28 protein-coding genes are annotated in these 18118 nt (G+C 51.6%); 25 read left to right on the plus strand and 3 right to left on the minus strand.

What is annotated here, in order from left to right; genetic code table 11:
- Positions 1–39 precede the first annotated feature (39 nt).
- From pmrB to eptA, 3 genes are read right to left on the minus strand one after another with little or no spacing between them, the layout of a single operon-like run.
- A complete protein-coding gene (pmrB, locus tag J5069_RS21080; RefSeq protein ID WP_264645693.1) occupies positions 40–1131 on the minus strand; it encodes a two-component system sensor histidine kinase PmrB in 1092 nt (363 codons plus the stop codon).
- On the minus strand, positions 1128–1796 hold the full coding sequence (gene pmrA, locus J5069_RS21085) for a two-component system response regulator PmrA (RefSeq protein WP_264645694.1): 669 nt from the start codon (positions 1794–1796) through the stop codon (positions 1128–1130). The genes pmrB and pmrA overlap by 4 nt, the downstream gene beginning before the upstream one ends.
- On the minus strand, positions 1793–3442 hold the full coding sequence (gene eptA, locus J5069_RS21090; RefSeq protein ID WP_264645695.1) for a phosphoethanolamine transferase EptA: 1650 nt from the start codon (positions 3440–3442) through the stop codon (positions 1793–1795). The genes pmrA and eptA overlap by 4 nt, the downstream gene beginning before the upstream one ends.
- A gap of 345 nt (positions 3443–3787) precedes the next feature.
- Between eptA and J5069_RS21095 the strand changes: the two genes are divergently transcribed.
- From J5069_RS21095 to rpsN, 25 genes are all read left to right on the plus strand, one after another.
- On the plus strand, positions 3788–4510 hold the full coding sequence (locus tag J5069_RS21095; protein ID WP_264645696.1) for a transcriptional regulator: 723 nt from the start codon (positions 3788–3790) through the stop codon (positions 4508–4510).
- Positions 4510–4899, plus strand: coding sequence for a sulfurtransferase complex subunit TusD (tusD, locus tag J5069_RS21100; protein ID WP_264645697.1), 390 nt, complete (start codon positions 4510–4512; stop codon positions 4897–4899). The genes J5069_RS21095 and tusD overlap by 1 nt, the downstream gene beginning before the upstream one ends.
- 9 nt (positions 4900–4908) lie before the next feature.
- Positions 4909–5268, plus strand: a complete 360-nt coding sequence (gene tusC, locus J5069_RS21105) for a sulfurtransferase complex subunit TusC (protein WP_264645698.1) — start codon at positions 4909–4911, stop codon at positions 5266–5268.
- Between the two features lie 42 nt (positions 5269–5310).
- On the plus strand, positions 5311–5619 hold the full coding sequence (tusB, locus tag J5069_RS21110; protein ID WP_264645699.1) for a sulfurtransferase complex subunit TusB: 309 nt from the start codon (positions 5311–5313) through the stop codon (positions 5617–5619).
- Positions 5620–5750: 131 nt separating this feature from the next.
- The gene (gene rpsL / locus J5069_RS21115) at positions 5751–6125 is read left to right on the plus strand and encodes a 30S ribosomal protein S12 (RefSeq protein WP_195315730.1); all 375 of its coding nucleotides are present in this window, start codon (positions 5751–5753) and stop codon (positions 6123–6125) included.
- Positions 6126–6221: 96 nt separating this feature from the next.
- On the plus strand, positions 6222–6692 hold the full coding sequence (gene rpsG, locus J5069_RS21120) for a 30S ribosomal protein S7 (protein WP_195315729.1): 471 nt from the start codon (positions 6222–6224) through the stop codon (positions 6690–6692).
- Between the two features lie 90 nt (positions 6693–6782).
- Complete coding sequence (gene fusA, locus J5069_RS21125) at positions 6783–8897, plus strand: elongation factor G (protein ID WP_264645700.1); 2115 nt, start codon at positions 6783–6785, stop codon at positions 8895–8897.
- A 69-nt stretch (positions 8898–8966) separates the two neighbouring features.
- A complete protein-coding gene (tuf, locus tag J5069_RS21130; RefSeq protein WP_264626614.1) occupies positions 8967–10151 on the plus strand; it encodes an elongation factor Tu in 1185 nt (394 codons plus the stop codon).
- 219 nt (positions 10152–10370) lie between these two features.
- Complete coding sequence (bfd, locus tag J5069_RS21135) at positions 10371–10565, plus strand: bacterioferritin-associated ferredoxin (RefSeq protein ID WP_264645701.1); 195 nt, start codon at positions 10371–10373, stop codon at positions 10563–10565.
- Between the two features lie 100 nt (positions 10566–10665).
- Positions 10666–11139: a bacterioferritin gene (bfr, locus tag J5069_RS21140; RefSeq protein WP_264645702.1), complete on the plus strand. Its 474-nt coding sequence runs from the start codon at positions 10666–10668 to the stop codon at positions 11137–11139.
- Positions 11140–11394: 255 nt separating this feature from the next.
- Positions 11395–11706, plus strand: a complete 312-nt coding sequence (gene rpsJ / locus J5069_RS21145; RefSeq protein WP_140554275.1) for a 30S ribosomal protein S10 — start codon at positions 11395–11397, stop codon at positions 11704–11706.
- Between the two features lie 32 nt (positions 11707–11738).
- Positions 11739–12368: a 50S ribosomal protein L3 gene (rplC, locus tag J5069_RS21150; protein WP_264645703.1), complete on the plus strand. Its 630-nt coding sequence runs from the start codon at positions 11739–11741 to the stop codon at positions 12366–12368.
- A 10-nt stretch (positions 12369–12378) separates the two neighbouring features.
- Positions 12379–12984 (plus strand): 50S ribosomal protein L4, encoded by a 606-nt coding sequence (rplD, locus tag J5069_RS21155; protein WP_222158736.1) that lies wholly within the window; start codon positions 12379–12381, stop codon positions 12982–12984.
- The gene (rplW, locus tag J5069_RS21160) at positions 12981–13283 is read left to right on the plus strand and encodes a 50S ribosomal protein L23 (protein ID WP_195316357.1); all 303 of its coding nucleotides are present in this window, start codon (positions 12981–12983) and stop codon (positions 13281–13283) included. Before rplD ends, rplW begins: the two co-directional genes overlap by 4 nt.
- Before the next feature lie 19 nt (positions 13284–13302).
- Positions 13303–14124, plus strand: a complete 822-nt coding sequence (gene rplB / locus J5069_RS21165) for a 50S ribosomal protein L2 (RefSeq protein WP_264645704.1) — start codon at positions 13303–13305, stop codon at positions 14122–14124.
- 16 nt (positions 14125–14140) lie between these two features.
- Positions 14141–14419: a 30S ribosomal protein S19 gene (gene rpsS / locus J5069_RS21170; protein WP_161133058.1), complete on the plus strand. Its 279-nt coding sequence runs from the start codon at positions 14141–14143 to the stop codon at positions 14417–14419.
- Positions 14420–14433: 14 nt separating this feature from the next.
- On the plus strand, positions 14434–14766 hold the full coding sequence (rplV, locus tag J5069_RS21175) for a 50S ribosomal protein L22 (RefSeq protein ID WP_161133057.1): 333 nt from the start codon (positions 14434–14436) through the stop codon (positions 14764–14766).
- Between the two features lie 17 nt (positions 14767–14783).
- Complete coding sequence (gene rpsC, locus J5069_RS21180) at positions 14784–15485, plus strand: 30S ribosomal protein S3 (RefSeq protein WP_264645705.1); 702 nt, start codon at positions 14784–14786, stop codon at positions 15483–15485.
- Positions 15486–15497: 12 nt separating this feature from the next.
- A complete protein-coding gene (gene rplP, locus J5069_RS21185; protein ID WP_009111208.1) occupies positions 15498–15908 on the plus strand; it encodes a 50S ribosomal protein L16 in 411 nt (136 codons plus the stop codon).
- Complete coding sequence (gene rpmC / locus J5069_RS21190; RefSeq protein ID WP_024107517.1) at positions 15908–16099, plus strand: 50S ribosomal protein L29; 192 nt, start codon at positions 15908–15910, stop codon at positions 16097–16099. The genes rplP and rpmC overlap by 1 nt, the downstream gene beginning before the upstream one ends.
- The gene (gene rpsQ / locus J5069_RS21195; protein WP_195316360.1) at positions 16099–16353 is read left to right on the plus strand and encodes a 30S ribosomal protein S17; all 255 of its coding nucleotides are present in this window, start codon (positions 16099–16101) and stop codon (positions 16351–16353) included. Before rpmC ends, rpsQ begins: the two co-directional genes overlap by 1 nt.
- A 187-nt stretch (positions 16354–16540) precedes the next feature.
- Entirely contained in the window at positions 16541–16912 is a 372-nt protein-coding gene (gene rplN / locus J5069_RS21200; RefSeq protein ID WP_023479426.1) for a 50S ribosomal protein L14, read from the plus strand.
- A gap of 10 nt (positions 16913–16922) precedes the next feature.
- Entirely contained in the window at positions 16923–17237 is a 315-nt protein-coding gene (rplX, locus tag J5069_RS21205) for a 50S ribosomal protein L24 (RefSeq protein ID WP_222158733.1), read from the plus strand.
- A 14-nt stretch (positions 17238–17251) separates the two neighbouring features.
- A complete protein-coding gene (gene rplE, locus J5069_RS21210) occupies positions 17252–17791 on the plus strand; it encodes a 50S ribosomal protein L5 (RefSeq protein WP_222158732.1) in 540 nt (179 codons plus the stop codon).
- Between the two features lie 13 nt (positions 17792–17804).
- The gene (rpsN, locus tag J5069_RS21215; protein WP_264645706.1) at positions 17805–18110 is read left to right on the plus strand and encodes a 30S ribosomal protein S14; all 306 of its coding nucleotides are present in this window, start codon (positions 17805–17807) and stop codon (positions 18108–18110) included.
- Positions 18111–18118: the final 8 nt, after the last annotated feature.

Below are 18118 nucleotides of genomic sequence, written 5' to 3' on the forward strand. Positions count from 1 at the left end.
GTTGTTGCAGATTGAGCCGTGGGGTAACCCGCGGCTTTTTTATGAAAGTAGCGGCGGGAAGGTGACCTCCGCCATCGTGCCGTTGCCCTCACGCAGGTTGCTGAGCGTCAATGCGCCATGATGCAGTTGCGCCACGCGGGTGACAATGCTCAATCCCAGACCGATGCCGCCGTAGCGGGTGTCCATGCGGACAAACGCCTTGCTCAATTCACCGACTTTGCTCTCATCAATGCCAGGTCCTTGGTCACGCACTTGCAAGGTGATTTCCGGATCGGCGGTAAGCCGCACGGTAATGGTGCTCTCAGGTGGACTGTAACGGTGGGCGTTTTCGATCAAATTACGCAGCAGCAGTTGCAGTAAGGTGGCATCGCCCTGTATCGCCACATCCCCCTCGCCGATCTGCCAGTCAATACGCTGGTTGCGCTGACAGACCATCTCTTCCAGCGCATCCTGTATGGGGATAATCACATCTTGAGCCAGCGAAACCTGTTGGTAGTGGCCGGAGGAGAACGCCACGGCGGCGCGCGCCAACTGAAGCAGCTGTTCAACGGTGCGTGTCATGGTATCGATGCGTGCAATCAGCGGTTGGCAATCGATCCCGTGACGCTGCTGCTGGAGCTCCAGGTGCAGCCGTATTCCCGCCAGCGGGGTACGTAATTCGTGCGCGACGTCAGCGGTAAACTGGCGCTCGCGTTCCAGCGTTTCATTCAGGCGCACGAAGAGCTGGTTCATGGAGTGTGTCACGGCGGCAATCTCTTCCACCTGCTGATTATCGGCGATCGGTTCCAGATTTTCCGCGCTGCGGTTGCCCAGTTCCTCAGCGAGGCGTGACAGTGGCCGCGTAATCCAGTTCACCGCCTGAATAGAAAGAAACAGGGAAGCCAGCACCATCACCAGGCTGGGTATGCTGAGTGAGGCGATGGATTCGCGTATTTCCTTGGTGATATGCTCGTTGCGCGCGTGTTCACTCAGCGTTTTATCCACCAGAAACTCGATCTGTTCCTTACTTTCATGCCATAGCCAGGCGACACTGATGAGCTGACATGTCAGCAAAATACATCCCAGCGCGATGATAAGCCGCCAGCGCATGCTGGCCGCAGGGGGAGACATCGAGCTGAAAATGCGTTTCATGCGTCATCCTCGGTGGTGAACAGGTAGCCGAAGCCACGCAAGGTACGGATGCGTGCTTTGCCGATTTTCTGTCGTAAATGGTGGACGTGGACTTCGAGTGAGTTTGAGGCGGGGTCGTCATTCCAACTGTAAATATCCTGATGCAGCAGCTCGCGGTGAACGGGCTGCCCGGCTTTTAATACCAGCCTCGCGAGAATCGCAAACTCTTTGGGCGTCAGAATAACCGATTCCTGCTTCAGGCTCACCTGCTGAGTGGTGAGATCCAGACAGAGATCGCCCACCACAACCTGGTTGTCGCTTGCGCCTTGGTGGCGGCGGATCAGGGCTCTGACCCGTGCCAACAGCTCCGTCAGTGCAAACGGCTTGACCAGATAGTCATCGGCACCGGAATCCAGCCCGCTGACGCGATCGTCGATGGTATCGCGGGCGGTCAGGATCAATACGGGCAGATGCTGGTGCTGTTTGCGCCAGCGTGCCAGCAGTTGCAAGCCATCACCATCCGGTAGCCCGAGATCCAGAACCACCAGACTGTATGGCGCGCTGTTTAATAACGCATCCGCCTGTTTGGCTCCGCCTGCGCAGTCGCAGGCGTACCCTTCCTGACTGAGCGCCAGTAACAGTCCCTCTTGCAGTAAGGCATCATCTTCTACAATCAACAATCTCACGCAGTTTTACCCTGACATCCCTTGAGGATATCCCATTCAGGCTGATATTCGTTGGTAGTCACATTAAGCATTCCCAGTATGGTGTGAAACAGATTGTCTTGCGAATAACTTTGCGTTTGCGCGCGTTCTCGCAAACATGTTTCTTTTACGGCAAATTGCTGCTGGTAGTCATGCGACAGCCACATCAACATCGGAATATGCGTTTGTTGTGAAGGGGCGACGGCATAGGGCATGCTGTGTAAGTAAACACCGTCTTCCCCTAATGATTCTCCATGATCGGAGAGATAAACCAATGCGGTGTTGAACTTATCCTGATGGTTTTTCAGCAGATCGATAGCGTGGTTTAACGTGTTATCCAGGTAAAGTAGCGTGTTGTCATAGGTGTTGGTTAACGCTTCTCGGGAACAGTTCTGAATCTGGTTGGTGTCGCAGGTCGGTGTAAAGTGTTTGAACGCATCCGGATAACGTTTGTAATAGGCCGGCCCGTGGCTGCCAATGGTGTGCAGCACAATAATGGCATCGCTATTCAGTTGATTGATATGATCTTCCACGCCGGTAAACAGCGCCTCATCGTAGCATTCTCCGCCACTGCATAAGCCCGGGGCCGCGATGCTGGGAATGTCTTTATTGGGAACCCGATCGCAGACGCCCTTGCATCCGCCGTCATTTTCCTGCCACAGTACATTGATGCCCGCGCGTTGAACAATATCCAACAGCCCTTCCTGATGACTGGCCAGTGCGGCATCGTATTGCGTGCGTGGCATGTTAGAGAACATGCAGGGAACCGAAACGCCGGTTGAGGTGCCACACGACTGAGTATTGGGAAAATAGATCGCGTTGGCCTTTTTCAACTGCGGGTTGGTCTCCTTACGGTATCCTCCCAGAGAGAAGTTTTCCGCGCGGGCGGTTTCTCCTACCACTAAAATGATCAGGTTTTTCTTGCCATTAGCATTAGCAGGACGCGGCCCTTGGTGTGCATCCAGGCCGATTTGCACCAACGGCTGGTTAGCCAGCGCCCGATGCTTAAAGTAGGAAAGATTGGCGGCTATCACATTGCTGGGAGTAATAGATTTCACCAACTCCTTGTTATTTCGCATTAATGATGCGTAATCTTTGTAAAATAGCGCGGCGACGAGCAATATTGTCAGCAGTGACAGTGCGATAATTAAAAAGCGCTGACCAATATTTATCACGGTAAATGCCGTCGGTTTTATTTTTACCCACAATGCGAATCCGGCAGGCACGATCCCGAACAGGAATACCCAGAGCGCCAGTTGTGGCGTTAACAGATCGACAGATTCCGACACGTTGGTTTCCATCACGTTCTGTATCATGGTGCGATCGATAATAATGCTGTAGTTCAGCATGAAATATTGCACTGAAGCGCCTGCGATCAGCAGCGCCGCAATGGCCCACTGGCGCAGGTAGGGAATCGCGAACAGGGTAAAGACGATATTCAGTACGGCGAAAATCACCAACGGCATGCTCAGGAAAAAAGGCAGCGTTGTGTGCTGGCTGAAATCCAGCAGGTGCAGCGTTTGACGATAGTAGGCAACGTTTTGCACCAGCGTGACAAAGGCAGAGAAAAACAGCACGTAGCCGATGCTTGTCCACTGGGGGCGGGAAAGGGTAAAACGAATTTTCATGGCTATCTCAATGAATAAAGACAAAATGAGTGATAGCGCGTGACGGTAAGATATTAAAATTAAGCCAACCTTAAGACGGCGTTCATATGTCGTGTAAAAGGGGGCAACACCGTGAAATGCGGGGACGGGAGAAGGGACATTTGGTAAACTGCACCCTAAATAATTCACGTTGCAGGAAGGCGGCAAGGGAGTGAATCCCGATGAGCTTACTCAGGTAAGTGATTCGGGTGAGCGAGCGTAGCCAACGCGTCTGCGACTTGAAGTATGACGGGTAATGTCCTGTCGATGGTGAGTGCCTAAACGTTTAAGGCCATTAAATAGATGATGTCGAGGATGGTGTCAGCCATGTCAAATTCGCTTGTGTCTGGCGAATCAAATGAACTTGATTTGCTGGAGGAACGGCCGTTTAACCCGACGGACCATGAGATCCTGAAATCTTACGAGGCGGTGGTAGACGGTCTGGCGATGCTGATCGGTGAACACTGTGAAATCGTTTTGCATGCGTTAGAGGATCTCAAATCTTCGGCGGTGCGCATTGCTAACGGCGAACACACCGGGCGTAAAATCGGTTCGCCGATAACCGATCTGGCGCTGCGCATGCTGCATGATATGGCGGGAGAAGACAGTAGCGTATCCAAAGCGTACTTCACCCGCGCCAAGAGCGGCGTACTGATGAAATCAGTGACCATCGCCATTCGTAACCGCGAACAACGTGTGATTGGCCTGCTGTGCATCAACATGAACCTTGATGTGCCTTTTTCCCAGATTGTGCAGACATTTATTCCGCCGGAGACCCATGAAGTGGCCTCCTCGGTTAACTTTGCTTCCTCCGTGGACGACCTCGTTGCCCAGACGCTCGAGTTCTCTATTGAAGAAGTGAACGCGGATCGCAACGTTTCTAACAATGCCAAGAACCGGCAAATTGTGCTGAACCTCTATGAAAAGGGTATTTTCGATATCAAGGATGCGATCAATCAGGTGGCGGATCGCCTGAACATTTCCAAGCACACCGTTTACCTCTATATCCGCCAGTTTAAAAACGGTGATTTCAGCGGGCACGATCGCTGATGTTGCGCTATTGCCTCTTGGTAACGGGTCCGGCATACGGTACGCAGCAGGCGAGTAGCGCGCTGCTGTTTGCCCGGGCATTGATTGCGCAGGGGCACAGTCTGGAAAGCGTGTTTTTTTATCGGGAAGGGGTGCTGAACGCCAGTCAACTGACGTCCCCCGCTAATGACGAGTTCGATGTGACGAGTGCGTGGCAGCAGTTGGCGGCAACGCATCAGGTGGCGCTGAATGTCTGCGTGGCCGCTGCACTGCGTCGCGGCATCACGGACAGCGAACAGGCGACGCTGCTCAACCTGCCGGCCTCCAATCTGCAACCGGGATTTTCACTGAGCGGTTTAGGTGAATTGGCCCAGTCCGTGTTGACGTGCGATCGCGTCGTACAATTTTAAGGCGCGATAATGAAACGCATCGCTTTCTTGTTTACCCATGCTCCGCACGGCGACGCGTCAGGGCGAGAAGGACTGGATGCCTTATTGGCAACCTCCGCGCTGACCGATGACATTGGCGTATTTTTTATCGGTGACGGTGTGCTGCAACTGTTGCCCGGTCAGCAGCCTGACATCATTCTGATGCGTAACTACATTGCCACGTTTGGCGTGTTGCCGTTGTACGATATCGAGCGCTGCTATCTGTGTGCGGCGTCTGCCGAGCAGCGCGGCCTGACCGCGGATACGGCATGGGTGATTGACGTTGAACGTCTCGCGCCGGATGCGCTGCGTGCAACGCTTGCCGACTATGACACTGTCCTTACGTTTTAATTTGAGAGTGTTTACTTTGAGAGCGTTACGCATATGCAGCCTGTGACTCAACCTACGAAAACGCGCTTGCACACGCTTTCCCGTTCGCCCTATCACACTGATATCGACGCCATGTTGCGCTGCGTACTACCACAGGATGCGCTGCTGCTGCTGCAAGACGGTGTCATTGCCGCGTTGAGGCAGGGGAGTGTGGTGGCGCGCCTGCTGGCGTTGGGCATTCCTGTCTACGCGTTGCAGGAAGACGTGAACGCCCGTGGCTTGGCAGAACAAATATCAACCGGTATTCTGCTGGTCGACTATACTGAATTTGTCCGGCTGACCGCCCAACACGCTGTGCAACTGGCGTGGTGATGCTGAAATTTTGACTATTTCTTGACTCCTTTCACCGTCAGCCCTAAAATTCTGCGTCCCCATATTTTACTCTGTAGTATATGGGGCGATTTATCACGTGTTTACGAAGCAAAAAAAACCAGGAGTTTTTAATGGCAACAATTAACCAGCTGGTCCGCAAGCCGCGCTCTCTGAAGGTTGCAAAAAGCAACGTTCCTGCGCTGGAAGCGTGCCCGCAAAAACGTGGTGTATGTACTCGCGTATATACCACCACTCCGAAAAAACCAAACTCCGCACTGCGTAAAGTATGCCGTGTGCGTTTGACTAACGGTTTTGAAGTGACTTCCTACATCGGTGGTGAAGGTCACAACTTGCAGGAACACTCCGTGATCCTGATCCGTGGCGGTCGTGTTAAAGACCTCCCGGGTGTGCGTTACCACACCGTACGTGGTGCACTGGACTGCTCTGGTGTTAAAGATCGTAAGCAGAGCCGTTCCAAGTACGGCGTTAAGCGTCCCAAGGCTTAATGGTTCTCCGTTAAGTAAGGCCAAACGTTTTAACTTAAATGTCAAACTAAACTCGTAGAGTTTTGGACAATCCTGAATTAACAACGGAGTATTTCCATGCCACGTCGTCGCGTCATTGGTCAACGTAAAATTCTGCCGGATCCTAAGTTCGGATCTGAATTACTGGCCAAATTTGTAAACATTCTGATGGTAGACGGTAAAAAATCTACCGCAGAAGCAATCGTCTATACCGCGCTGGAAACCCTGGCTCAGCGTTCTGGTAAAAACGAACTGGAAGCATTCGAAGTCGCTCTGGACAACGTTCGTCCGACTGTCGAAGTTAAGTCCCGCCGTGTAGGTGGTTCAACTTACCAGGTTCCGGTTGAAGTCCGTCCGGTCCGTCGTAATGCCTTGGCAATGCGTTGGATCGTTGAAGCTGCTCGTAAACGCGGTGATAAATCGATGGCTTTGCGCCTGGCGAACGAACTTTCTGATGCAGCAGACAACAAAGGTACTGCTGTTAAGAAACGTGAAGACGTTCACCGCATGGCCGAAGCCAACAAGGCGTTCGCTCACTACCGCTGGTAATTCCCGCGGGCTAACCAGGCGGGCGTGCTTTGCGGCCCGCCCGTTTGCGTTAACTGATGAATTGAACGTCCGAAGATATAGAGGAAACAAATGGCTCGTACAACACCCATTGCACGCTACCGTAATATCGGTATCAGTGCACACATCGACGCCGGTAAAACCACCACGACTGAACGTATTCTGTTCTACACAGGTGTAAACCACAAAATCGGTGAAGTTCACGACGGCGCCGCCACGATGGACTGGATGGAGCAGGAGCAAGAGCGTGGGATTACCATTACCTCCGCTGCGACTACTGCGTTCTGGTCTGGTATGGCGAAGCAGTTTGAGCCGCACCGCGTAAACATCATCGACACCCCGGGACACGTTGACTTCACTATCGAAGTAGAACGTTCCATGCGTGTTCTTGATGGTGCAGTCATGGTTTACTGTGCTGTTGGTGGTGTTCAGCCGCAGTCTGAAACCGTATGGCGTCAGGCTAACAAATACAAAGTTCCGCGCATCGCGTTCGTTAACAAAATGGACCGTATGGGCGCGAACTTCCTGAAGGTCGTTGGTCAGATCAAATCCCGTTTGGGCGCGAACCCGGTTCCGCTGCAATTGGCGATTGGTGCTGAAGAAGGTTTCACCGGTGTTGTTGACCTGGTGAAAATGAAAGCGATCAACTGGAACGAAGCCGACCAAGGCGTCACCTTCGAATACGAAGATATCCCGGCTGATATGCAGGAACTGGCTGACGAATGGCACCAGAACCTGATCGAATCCGCTGCGGAAGCGTCCGAAGAGCTGATGGAGAAATACCTCGGCGGTGAAGAACTGACTGAAGAAGAGATCAAAAAAGCTCTGCGTCAGCGCGTTCTGAACAACGAAATCATTCTGGTTACCTGTGGTTCTGCCTTTAAGAACAAAGGCGTACAGGCAATGCTGGATGCGGTCATTGATTACCTGCCATCTCCGGTTGATGTACCGGCGATCAACGGTATGCTGGATGACGGTAAAGACACACCGGCTGAACGTCACGCAAGTGATGACGAGCCGTTTGCTGCGCTGGCATTCAAAATTGCTACCGACCCGTTCGTGGGTAACCTGACGTTCTTCCGTGTCTATTCAGGCGTGGTTAACTCCGGTGATACCGTACTGAACTCCGTGAAAGCGGCTCGTGAGCGTTTTGGCCGTATCGTTCAGATGCACGCCAACAAACGTGAAGAGATTAAAGAAGTTCGCGCAGGCGACATCGCGGCAGCTATCGGTCTGAAAGACGTGACCACCGGGGATACCCTGTGTAATCCGGATTCTCCGATCATTCTGGAGCGTATGGAATTCCCTGAGCCGGTTATCTCTATCGCCGTTGAACCGAAAACCAAAGCTGACCAGGAAAAAATGGGTCTGGCTCTGGGCCGTCTGGCGAAAGAAGACCCGTCGTTCCGCGTATGGACTGACGAAGAAACTAACCAGACCATCATCGCTGGTATGGGTGAGTTGCACCTCGACATCATCGTTGACCGTATGAAACGTGAGTTCAACGTTGAAGCTAACGTGGGTAAACCACAGGTTGCTTACCGTGAAGCGATTCGCGCGAAAGTTACCGATATCGAAGGTAAACACGCCAAGCAGTCTGGTGGTCGCGGTCAGTATGGCCACGTGATTATCGACATGTATCCTCTGGAGCCGGGCACGAATCCGAAAGGCTACGAGTTTGTCAACGACATCAAGGGTGGTGTAATTCCTGGCGAATACATCCCTGCCGTTGATAAAGGCATCCAGGAACAGCTGAAAGCGGGCCCGCTGGCCGGTTACCCAGTGGTCGATCTCGGCGTGCGTCTGCACTTCGGTTCTTACCATGACGTTGACTCCTCTGAGCTGGCGTTTAAACTGGCTGCGTCTATCGCCTTTAAAGATGGCTTCAAAAAAGCAAAACCTGTTCTGCTTGAGCCGATCATGAAGGTTGAAGTAGAAACGCCGGAAGAGAACACCGGTGACGTAATCGGTGACCTTAGCCGTCGTCGTGGTATGCTGCGTGGTCAGGAATCCAACGTAACTGGCGTTGTGATTCATGCTGAAGTTCCGCTGTCTGAAATGTTCGGATACGCAACTCAACTGCGTTCTCTGACTAAAGGCCGTGCTTCTTACTCCATGGAGTTCCTGAAGTACGATGATGCGCCGAACAACGTTGCTCAGGCCGTTATTGAAGCCCGTAGTAAGTAATACTCGGGTTTAACACATTGATCCCATGTCCTCTCCACGGGGGAGGATATTTGAGTAAGGAATATAGCCGTGTCTAAAGAAAAATTTGAACGTACCAAACCCCACGTCAACGTCGGTACTATCGGCCACGTTGACCATGGTAAAACCACGCTGACCGCAGCAATCACCACCGTACTGGCTAAAACCTACGGCGGTAGCGCGCGTGCATTCGATCAGATCGATAACGCACCGGAAGAAAAAGCACGTGGTATCACCATCAACACTTCTCACGTTGAATACGACACCCCGACCCGTCACTACGCACACGTTGACTGCCCGGGACACGCCGACTACGTGAAAAACATGATCACCGGTGCTGCCCAGATGGACGGCGCGATCCTGGTAGTTGCTGCGACTGACGGCCCGATGCCGCAGACCCGTGAGCACATCCTGCTGGGTCGCCAGGTAGGCGTTCCGTACATCATCGTGTTCCTGAACAAATGTGACATGGTTGATGACGAAGAGCTGCTGGAACTGGTTGAGATGGAAGTGCGTGAGCTGCTGTCTCAGTACGACTTCCCGGGTGATGATACGCCTATCGTTCGTGGTTCAGCGCTGAAAGCACTGGAAGGCGAAGCAGAGTGGGAAGCAAAAATCATCGAACTGGCTGGCTACCTGGATTCCTACATCCCAGAACCAGAGCGTGCGATTGACCGTCCGTTCCTGCTGCCTATCGAAGACGTATTCTCCATCTCCGGCCGTGGTACTGTAGTAACTGGTCGTGTAGAGCGCGGTATCGTTAAAGTCGGTGAAGAAGTTGAAATCGTTGGTATCAAAGATACTGCGAAATCTACTTGTACTGGCGTTGAAATGTTCCGCAAACTGCTGGACGAAGGCCGTGCGGGTGAGAACGTTGGTGTTCTGCTGCGTGGTATCAAACGTGAAGAAATCGAACGTGGTCAGGTACTGGCTAAGCCGGGTTCCATCAAGCCGCACACCCAGTTCGAATCTGAAGTGTATATCCTGAGCAAAGATGAAGGTGGCCGTCATACGCCGTTCTTCAAAGGCTACCGTCCTCAGTTCTACTTCCGTACTACTGACGTAACGGGCACCATCGAACTGCCGGAAGGCGTGGAAATGGTAATGCCGGGCGACAACATCAAAATGGTTGTTACCCTGATCCACCCGATCGCGATGGACGACGGTTTGCGTTTCGCAATCCGTGAAGGCGGCCGTACTGTTGGTGCGGGCGTTGTTGCTAAAGTTATCGCTTAATTGCTGATACGTTAGTAACACCTGTGCGCTAGCGATAGCGTAAGAAAAAGGACACTTCGGTGTCCTTTTTTATGGGCGTTGACAAAACTGTAATTGAAATAAAAACCATTCTTATTTACACTCTCATTGACTGTTTTATAGTCACTTTTGCGACTGCCGTGCGGAAGGTAGCAACGAAAGAGGATGTGGGTCCGCGACTGAGAGAATGAGTTATCCTGTATGTATGTTTGCCTGTGTAATGCCATTTCCGATAAAGTTATTCGGCACGCCGTCCGCCAGCATCAACCCCGCTCGCTCAATCAACTGCGCCAGTTAATGCCTATTGGCAGTGATTGCGGCAAGTGTATTCGCCAGGCTCGCCTGATTATGGAAGAAGAGCAGGCCTTGTTGTCGCCCATGTCGGACGTTGCGTAATCGGCCGCTTTCAGTGAAACCGCACAAAATGTAGGCGATTTCGTTGACTCTCCCCCCTCCAGTTCTACACTTTTAAGACTTGGAGCGAAGGAGCAATGTCATGAAAGGCGATAAAAAAGTCATAGCACATCTAAATAAGTTGCTGGGTAATGAACTGGTTGCGATTAACCAGTACTTTTTACATGCCCGTATGTTTAAAAACTGGGGACTGGCCCGTCTTGACCAGCACGAATACCACGAATCCATCGATGAAATGAAACATGCCGACCGGTATATCGAGCGTATTCTGTTTCTTGAAGGGATTCCCAACCTGCAAGATCTCGGAAAGCTCAATATTGGTGAGGATGTCGAAGAGATACTGCGTTCTGACCTGAAATTGGAGTTGGATGGCGCCAAGGATTTGCGCGAGGGGATAGCCTATATGGATTCGGTGCGCGATTATGTCAGCCGCGATCTGCTGATTGAAATCCTGGCCGATGAAGAAGGGCATATCGACTGGATTGAGACGGAGCTTGACCTGATAGCACGCCTCGGCTTGCCTAATTATTTGCAAGCTCAGCTAAAACCGGCGTGATTGTGTAAAACACGGTTGCTTCCTGAACAGATTTACGTATAATGCGCGGGCCCGTCTGAATTAAGTCGGGCCTGTTACGTTAAATGTGGTGCATGTAAATGCAGTACGTTGACGAACAGAGACGCCATGCAATAGGCATGGGTCAACAATACTCCCGATTTGGGAGTTATGGCCGAACGATTACACTCCCCCATCAATCGAAATGGGTGTGAGGAGTAATCATTTACGTTTATAAATAATTGGAGCTCTGGTCTCATGCAGAACCAAAGAATCCGTATCCGCCTGAAAGCGTTTGATCATCGTCTGATCGATCAAGCAACCGCGGAAATCGTTGAGACGGCCAAGCGCACTGGTGCGCAAGTACGTGGTCCGATCCCGCTGCCGACCCGCAAAGAGCGCTTTACCGTTCTGATCTCCCCGCACGTCAACAAAGACGCGCGCGATCAGTACGAGATTCGCACTCACAAGCGTCTGGTTGACATCGTTGAGCCAACCGAGAAAACCGTTGATGCTCTGATGCGTCTGGACCTGGCTGCCGGTGTAGACGTGCAGATCAGCCTGGGTTAATCAGGTCATCAAGCGATTGAGAGGTTGATACAATGATTGGTTTAGTCGGTAAAAAAGTGGGCATGACCCGCATCTTCACTGAAGATGGCGTTTCTATCCCTGTAACCGTTATCGAAATTGAAGCAAACCGCGTTACTCAGGTTAAAGACCTGGCGAATGACGGCTACCAGGCTGTACAGGTGACTACCGGTGCTAAAAAAGCAAACCGCGTTACCAAGCCGGAAGCTGGCCATTTTGCAAAAGCCGGTGTTGAAGCTGGTCGCATTGTGCGTGAATTCCGCCTGTCAGAAGGCGACGAGTTCACCGTAGGCCAAAGCATCAGCGTTGAAATTTTCGCTGACGTGAAAAAAGTTGACGTTACTGGTACCTCCAAGGGTAAAGGTTTTGCTGGCACAGTTAAGCGCTGGAATTTCCGTACTCAGGATGCTACCCACGGTAACTCCTTGTCTCACCGCGTTCCGGGTTCTATCGGTCAGAACCAGACTCCGGGCAAAGTGTTCAAAGGCAAGAAGATGGCTGGTCAGATGGGCAATGAGCGTGTCACCGTTCAGAGTCTGGACGTAGTACGCGTTGACGCTGAGCGCAACCTGCTGCTGGTGAAAGGTGCTGTCCCGGGTGCAACCGGTAGCGACCTGATCGTTAAACCGGCTGTGAAGGCGTAAGGGGATAGCAATGGAATTAGTATTGAAAGACGCGCAAAGCGCGCTGACTGTTTCCGAAACTACCTTCGGTCGTGATTTCAACGAAGCGCTGGTACACCAGGTTGTTGTTGCTTATGCAGCTGGTGCCCGTCAAGGGACTCGTGCTCAGAAGACCCGTGCTGAAGTAACTGGTTCCGGTAAAAAACCGTGGCGTCAGAAAGGTACTGGCCGTGCGCGTTCAGGTTCTATCAAGAGCCCGATCTGGCGTTCCGGTGGTGTGACCTTTGCTGCAAAGCCTCAGGACCACAGTCAAAAAGTAAACAAAAAGATGTACCGCGGCGCGCTGAAAAGCATCCTGTCCGAGCTGGTACGTCAGGATCGTTTGATCGTTGTCGAGCAGTTCTCTGTTGAAGCGCCGAAAACCAAGCTGCTGGCACAGAAACTGAAAGACCTGGCGCTGGACGACGTGCTGATCATCACCGGTGAACTGGATGAAAATCTGTTCCTGGCTGCACGCAACCTGTACAAGGTTGACGTACGTGATGTAGCGGGTATCGATCCGGTTAGCCTGATCGCCTTCGACAAAGTCGTAATGACGGCTGACGCTGTTAAGCAAGTTGAGGAGATGCTGGCATGATCCGTGAAGAACGTCTGCTTAAGGTGCTGACTGCACCTCACGTTTCTGAAAAAGCGTCTACTGCGATGGAAAAACACAACACCATCGTGCTCAAAGTTGCTAAAGACGCGACCAAAGCAGAAATCAAAGCTGCTGTGCAGAAACTGTTTGAAGTCGAAGTCAATGAAGTTCGTACCCTGCTGGTTAAAGGGAAAACGAAACGTCATGGACAGCGTATCGGTCGTCGTAGCGACTGGAAAAAAGCTTACGTCACCCTGAAAGAAGGCCAGAATCTGGACTTCATCGGCGGCGCAGAGTAAGTCGGAGGAGTAAAGAACAATGGCAATTGTTAAATGTAAACCGACATCTCCGGGTCGTCGCCACGTTGTTAAAGTGGTTAACCCTGAGCTGCACAAGGGCAAACCTTATGCCCCGTTGCTGGAAAAAAACAGCAAATCCGGTGGCCGTAACAACAATGGCCGCATCACTACCCGTCATATCGGTGGTGGCCACAAACAGCAGTACCGTATTGTTGACTTCAAACGCAACAAAGATGGTATCCCTGCTGTTGTAGAACGTTTGGAATATGATCCGAACCGTTCCGCCAACATCGCTCTGGTTCTGTACAAAGACGGCGAACGCCGTTATATCCTGGCGCCGAAAGGCTTGAAAGCCGGTGATCAGATCCAGTCTGGCGTTGATGCTGCTATCAAAGCTGGCAACACGTTGCCGATGCGCAATATTCCGGTCGGTTCCACCGTACACAACGTGGAAATGAAACCGGGTAAAGGCGGTCAATTGGCTCGTTCTGCTGGTACTTACGTGCAGATCGTTGCACGTGACGGCGCGTATGTGACCCTGCGTCTGCGTTCTGGCGAAATGCGTAAAGTCGAATCTGACTGCCGCGCTACGCTGGGCGAAGTAGGTAACTCTGAGCATATGCTGCGCGTTCTGGGTAAAGCAGGTGCTGCACGCTGGCGCGGGATTCGTCCGACCGTTCGCGGTACGGCAATGAACCCAGTCGACCACCCGCACGGTGGTGGTGAAGGTCGTAACTTTGGTAAGCACCCGGTATCCCCGTGGGGCATTCAGACCAAAGGTAAGAAGACCCGCAGCAACAAGCGTACTGATAAATTCATCGTACGTCGCCGTACTAAATAATATTAGAGGATAAACCATGCCACGTTCTCTCAAGAAAGGTCCTTTTATTGACCTGCACTTGCTGAAGAAGGTAGAGAAAGCGGTGGAAAGCGGTGACAAGAAGCCTCTGCGCACTTGGTCCCGTCGTTCAACGATCTTTCCAACTATGATCGGTTTGACCATCGCTGTCCATAATGGTCGTCAGCACGTTCCAGTATTTGTTTCCGATGAAATGGTCGGTCACAAATTGGGTGAATTTGCTCCGACTCGTACTTATCGCGGTCACGCGGCTGATAAAAAAGCCAAGAAAAAATAAGGTAGGAGGAAGAGATGGAAACTTTAGCTAAACATCTTCATGCTCGTTCTTCTGCTCAAAAGGTTCGCCTGGTGGCTGACCTGATCCGCGGTAAGAAAGTGTCGCAAGCTCTGGAAATTCTGACCTACACCAACAAGAAAGCTGCTGGTCTGGTTAAAAAAGTACTGGAGTCTGCCATTGCCAACGCAGAGCACAACGATGGCGCTGACATTGATGATCTGAAAGTTGCGAAAATCTTCGTAGACGAAGGCCCGAGCATGAAGCGCATTATGCCGCGTGCTAAAGGTCGTGCGGATCGCATCCTGAAGCGTACCAGCCACATTTCTGTGGTTGTGTCCGATCGCTGAGACTCTGGAGACTAGCAATGGGTCAGAAAGTACATCCTAATGGTATTCGCCTGGGTATTGTCAAACCTTGGAACTCTACCTGGTATGCGAATACCAAAGAATTCGCTGACAACCTGGACAGCGATTTTAAAGTTCGTAAATACCTGACGAAAGAACTGGAGAAAGCCTCCGTCTCTCGTATCGTTATCGAACGTCCGGCCAAGAGCATTCGTGTGACTATTCACACTGCTCGTCCGGGCATCGTTATCGGTAAAAAAGGTGAAGATGTTGAAAAACTGCGCAAAGTCGTAGCGAATATCGCTGGCGTCCCTGCACAAATCAACATCGCAGAAGTTCGCAAGCCGGAACTGGACGCGAAACTGGTTGCTGACAGCATCACTTCTCAGCTGGAGCGTCGTGTGATGTTCCGTCGTGCGATGAAGCGTGCCGTTCAGAACGCCATGCGTCTGGGTGCCAAGGGCATTAAAGTTGAAGTCAGCGGCCGTCTGGGCGGTGCTGAAATCGCACGTACCGAATGGTACCGCGAAGGTCGCGTTCCGTTGCACACGCTGCGTGCGGATATCGACTACAACACGTCCGAAGCACACACCACTTACGGTGTTATCGGTGTGAAAGTGTGGATCTTCAAAGGTGAGATCCTGGGTGGTATGGCTGCCGTTGAACAACCGGAAAAACCGGCTGCTCAACCTAAAAAGCAGCAGCGTAAAGGCCGCAAGTAAGGAGAGTCGCTGATGTTACAACCAAAGCGTACAAAATTCCGTAAGATGCACAAAGGCCGTAACCGCGGTCTGGCTGCCGGTACGGATGTCAGCTTCGGTACTTTCGGTCTGAAAGCTGTTGGCCGTGGTCGCCTGACCGCTCGCCAAATCGAAGCTGCACGTCGTGCCATGACCCGTGCTGTTAAGCGTCAAGGTAAGATTTGGATCCGAGTATTCCCGGACAAACCAATCACCGAGAAACCGCTTGAAGTACGTATGGGTAAAGGTAAAGGTAACGTGGAATATTGGGTTGCCTTGATTCAGCCAGGTAAAGTCCTGTACGAAATGGACGGTGTGCCGGAAGAGTTAGCCCGTGAGGCATTCCAACTGGCAGCAGCGAAACTGCCGATCAAAACCACCTTTGTAACTAAGACGGTGATGTAATGAAAGCAAATGAGCTGCGTGAAAAGAGCGTTGAAGAGCTGAACACCGAGCTGCTTGAACTGCTGCGCGAGCAATTTAACTTGCGTATGCAAGCGGCCAGTGGTCAGTTGCAACAGACTCACCTGGTAAAACAAGTGCGTCGTAATATTGCACGTGTTAAGACTTTACTGACTCAGAAGGCGGGTGCGTAATGAGCGATAATATCCGTACTCTGCAAGGTCGTGTTGTGAGCGACAAAATGGAGAAATCCATGGTTGTTGCAATCGAACGTTTTGTGAAACACCCTCTGTATGGGAAATTCATCAAACGTACGACCAAACTGCACGTACATGATGAGAACAACGAATGCGGTATCGGTGACGTGGTTGAAATCCGCGAATGCCGTCCGCTGTCCAAAACTAAGTCTTGGACGTTGGTTCGCGTTGTAGAGAAAGCGATTCTGTAATACAGTATTGCTCTTCTTGAAAATGATAAACGGCTCTGCAAAGGGCCGTTTATTTTTTCTACCCTTGGTCGAAAAGCGGTGTTATAATACTGCGCCCTCGATTCTGGGGTATTAATGACCCGTAAGGGGTCGAAAAACGACCCGTAAGGGTTTGAAAAGTAGTAGTTGACATTAGCGGAGCACTAAAATGATCCAAGAACAGACTATGCTGAACGTGGCCGATAACTCCGGTGCACGTCGCGTAATGTGTATCAAGGTTCTAGGTGGCTCGCACCGTCGCTACGCAGGCGTCGGCGATATCATCAAAATTACCATCAAGGAAGCAATTCCTCGCGGTAAGGTGAAGAAAGGCGATGTTCTGAAGGCGGTAGTGGTGCGCACCAAGAAGGGTGTTCGTCGCCCGGACGGTTCTGTCATTCGCTTCGATGGCAATGCATGCGTTATTCTGAACAATAACAGCGAGCAGCCTATCGGTACGCGTATTTTTGGGCCGGTAACTCGTGAACTGCGTTCTGAAAAGTTCATGAAAATTATCTCTCTGGCACCAGAAGTACTCTAAGGAGCGAACCATGGCAGCGAAAATCCGTCGTGATGACGAAGTTATCGTGCTGACCGGCAAAGATAAAGGTAAGCGCGGTAAAGTTAAGAATGTTCTGTCTTCCAGCAAGATCGTTGTTGAAGGTATCAACCTGGTTAAGAAACATCAGAAGCCGGTTCCGGCCCTGAACCAACCAGGTGGCATCGTTGAAAAAGAAGCTGCAATCCAGCTTTCCAACGTTGCACTGTTCAATGCGGCAACTGGCAAGGCTGACCGTGTAGGCTTTAGATTCGAAGACGGCAAAAAAGTCCGTTTCTTTAAATCTACTAGCGAAACTATCAAGTAATTTGGAGTAGTACGATGGCGAAACTGCATGATTACTACAAAGACGAAGTGGTTAGCAAACTGATGACTCAGTTTAGCTACAATTCTGTCATGCAAGTCCCTCGGGTCGAGAAGATCACCCTGAATATGGGTGTTGGTGAAGCGATCGCTGACAAGAAGCTGCTGGATAACGCCGCAGCCGATCTGGCAGCTATCTCCGGTCAAAAGCCGTTGATCACCAAAGCACGCAAATCTGTTGCAGGCTTCAAAATCCGCCAGGGCTATCCGATCGGCTGTAAAGTAACTCTGCGTGGCGAACGCATGTGGGAGTTCCTTGAGCGCCTGATTTCCATTGCTGTACCGCGTATTCGTGACTTCCGCGGTCTGTCTGCCAAGTCCTTCGATGGCCGTGGCAACTACAGCATGGGCGTGCGTGAGCAGATCATCTTCCCGGAAATCGACTATGACAAAGTCGATCGCGTTCGTGGTTTGGACATTACCATTACCACCACTGCGAAATCCGATGATGAAGGCCGCGCGCTGCTGGCCGCCTTTAACTTCCCGTTCCGCAAGTAAGGTAGGGTTACTAATGGCTAAGCAATCCATGAAAGCACGCGAAGTCAAACGCGTGAAATTGGCTGATAAATTCTTTGCTAAACGCACTGAATTGAAAGCTATCATCTCCAATGTGAACTCATCCGACGAAGATCGTTGGGATGCTGTTCTCAAGCTGCAGACTCTGCCGCGTGATTCCAGCCCGTCCCGTCAGCGTAACCGCTGCCGCCAGACAGGTCGTCCGCACGCTTTCCTGCGGAAGTTCGGGTTGAGCCGTATCAAGGTCCGTGAAGCCGCCATGCGCGGTGAAATTCCGGGTCTGAAAAAGGCTAGCTGGTAATTGTCACC

Origin of the sequence: Candidatus Symbiopectobacterium sp. NZEC127 (assembly GCF_025962675.1) — a bacterium.
Taxonomy (GTDB): Bacteria; Pseudomonadota; Gammaproteobacteria; order Enterobacterales; family Enterobacteriaceae; genus Symbiopectobacterium.

Excerpts from the sequence above, each read along its gene's own strand:
- rpsG (WP_195315729.1), top strand. The coding sequence starts at position 6,222 with ATGCCACGTCGTCGCGTCATTGGTCAACGTAAAATTCTGCCGGATCCT.
- rplB (WP_264645704.1), top strand. The coding sequence starts at position 13,303 with ATGGCAATTGTTAAATGTAAACCGACATCTCCGGGTCGTCGCCACGTT.
- rplD (WP_222158736.1), top strand. The coding sequence starts at position 12,379 with ATGGAATTAGTATTGAAAGACGCGCAAAGCGCGCTGACTGTTTCCGAA.
- rpsL (WP_195315730.1), top strand. The coding sequence starts at position 5,751 with ATGGCAACAATTAACCAGCTGGTCCGCAAGCCGCGCTCTCTGAAGGTT.
- rpsS (WP_161133058.1), top strand. The coding sequence starts at position 14,141 with ATGCCACGTTCTCTCAAGAAAGGTCCTTTTATTGACCTGCACTTGCTG.
- pmrB (WP_264645693.1), bottom strand. The coding sequence starts at position 1,131 with ATGAAACGCATTTTCAGCTCGATGTCTCCCCCTGCGGCCAGCATGCGC.
- rplN (WP_023479426.1), top strand. The coding sequence starts at position 16,541 with ATGATCCAAGAACAGACTATGCTGAACGTGGCCGATAACTCCGGTGCA.
- tusD (WP_264645697.1), top strand. The coding sequence starts at position 4,510 with ATGTTGCGCTATTGCCTCTTGGTAACGGGTCCGGCATACGGTACGCAG.
- bfd (WP_264645701.1), top strand. The coding sequence starts at position 10,371 with ATGTATGTTTGCCTGTGTAATGCCATTTCCGATAAAGTTATTCGGCAC.
- rpsN (WP_264645706.1), top strand. The coding sequence starts at position 17,805 with ATGGCTAAGCAATCCATGAAAGCACGCGAAGTCAAACGCGTGAAATTG.
- fusA (WP_264645700.1), top strand. The coding sequence starts at position 6,783 with ATGGCTCGTACAACACCCATTGCACGCTACCGTAATATCGGTATCAGT.
- rplX (WP_222158733.1), top strand. The coding sequence starts at position 16,923 with ATGGCAGCGAAAATCCGTCGTGATGACGAAGTTATCGTGCTGACCGGC.
- rpsC (WP_264645705.1), top strand. The coding sequence starts at position 14,784 with ATGGGTCAGAAAGTACATCCTAATGGTATTCGCCTGGGTATTGTCAAA.
- rplE (WP_222158732.1), top strand. The coding sequence starts at position 17,252 with ATGGCGAAACTGCATGATTACTACAAAGACGAAGTGGTTAGCAAACTG.
- rplP (WP_009111208.1), top strand. The coding sequence starts at position 15,498 with ATGTTACAACCAAAGCGTACAAAATTCCGTAAGATGCACAAAGGCCGT.
- rpmC (WP_024107517.1), top strand. The coding sequence starts at position 15,908 with ATGAAAGCAAATGAGCTGCGTGAAAAGAGCGTTGAAGAGCTGAACACC.
- rplV (WP_161133057.1), top strand. The coding sequence starts at position 14,434 with ATGGAAACTTTAGCTAAACATCTTCATGCTCGTTCTTCTGCTCAAAAG.
- J5069_RS21095 (WP_264645696.1), top strand. The coding sequence starts at position 3,788 with ATGTCAAATTCGCTTGTGTCTGGCGAATCAAATGAACTTGATTTGCTG.
- bfr (WP_264645702.1), top strand. The coding sequence starts at position 10,666 with ATGAAAGGCGATAAAAAAGTCATAGCACATCTAAATAAGTTGCTGGGT.
- rpsQ (WP_195316360.1), top strand. The coding sequence starts at position 16,099 with ATGAGCGATAATATCCGTACTCTGCAAGGTCGTGTTGTGAGCGACAAA.
- tusC (WP_264645698.1), top strand. The coding sequence starts at position 4,909 with ATGAAACGCATCGCTTTCTTGTTTACCCATGCTCCGCACGGCGACGCG.
- rplC (WP_264645703.1), top strand. The coding sequence starts at position 11,739 with ATGATTGGTTTAGTCGGTAAAAAAGTGGGCATGACCCGCATCTTCACT.
- rpsJ (WP_140554275.1), top strand. The coding sequence starts at position 11,395 with ATGCAGAACCAAAGAATCCGTATCCGCCTGAAAGCGTTTGATCATCGT.
- eptA (WP_264645695.1), bottom strand. The coding sequence starts at position 3,442 with ATGAAAATTCGTTTTACCCTTTCCCGCCCCCAGTGGACAAGCATCGGC.
- rplW (WP_195316357.1), top strand. The coding sequence starts at position 12,981 with ATGATCCGTGAAGAACGTCTGCTTAAGGTGCTGACTGCACCTCACGTT.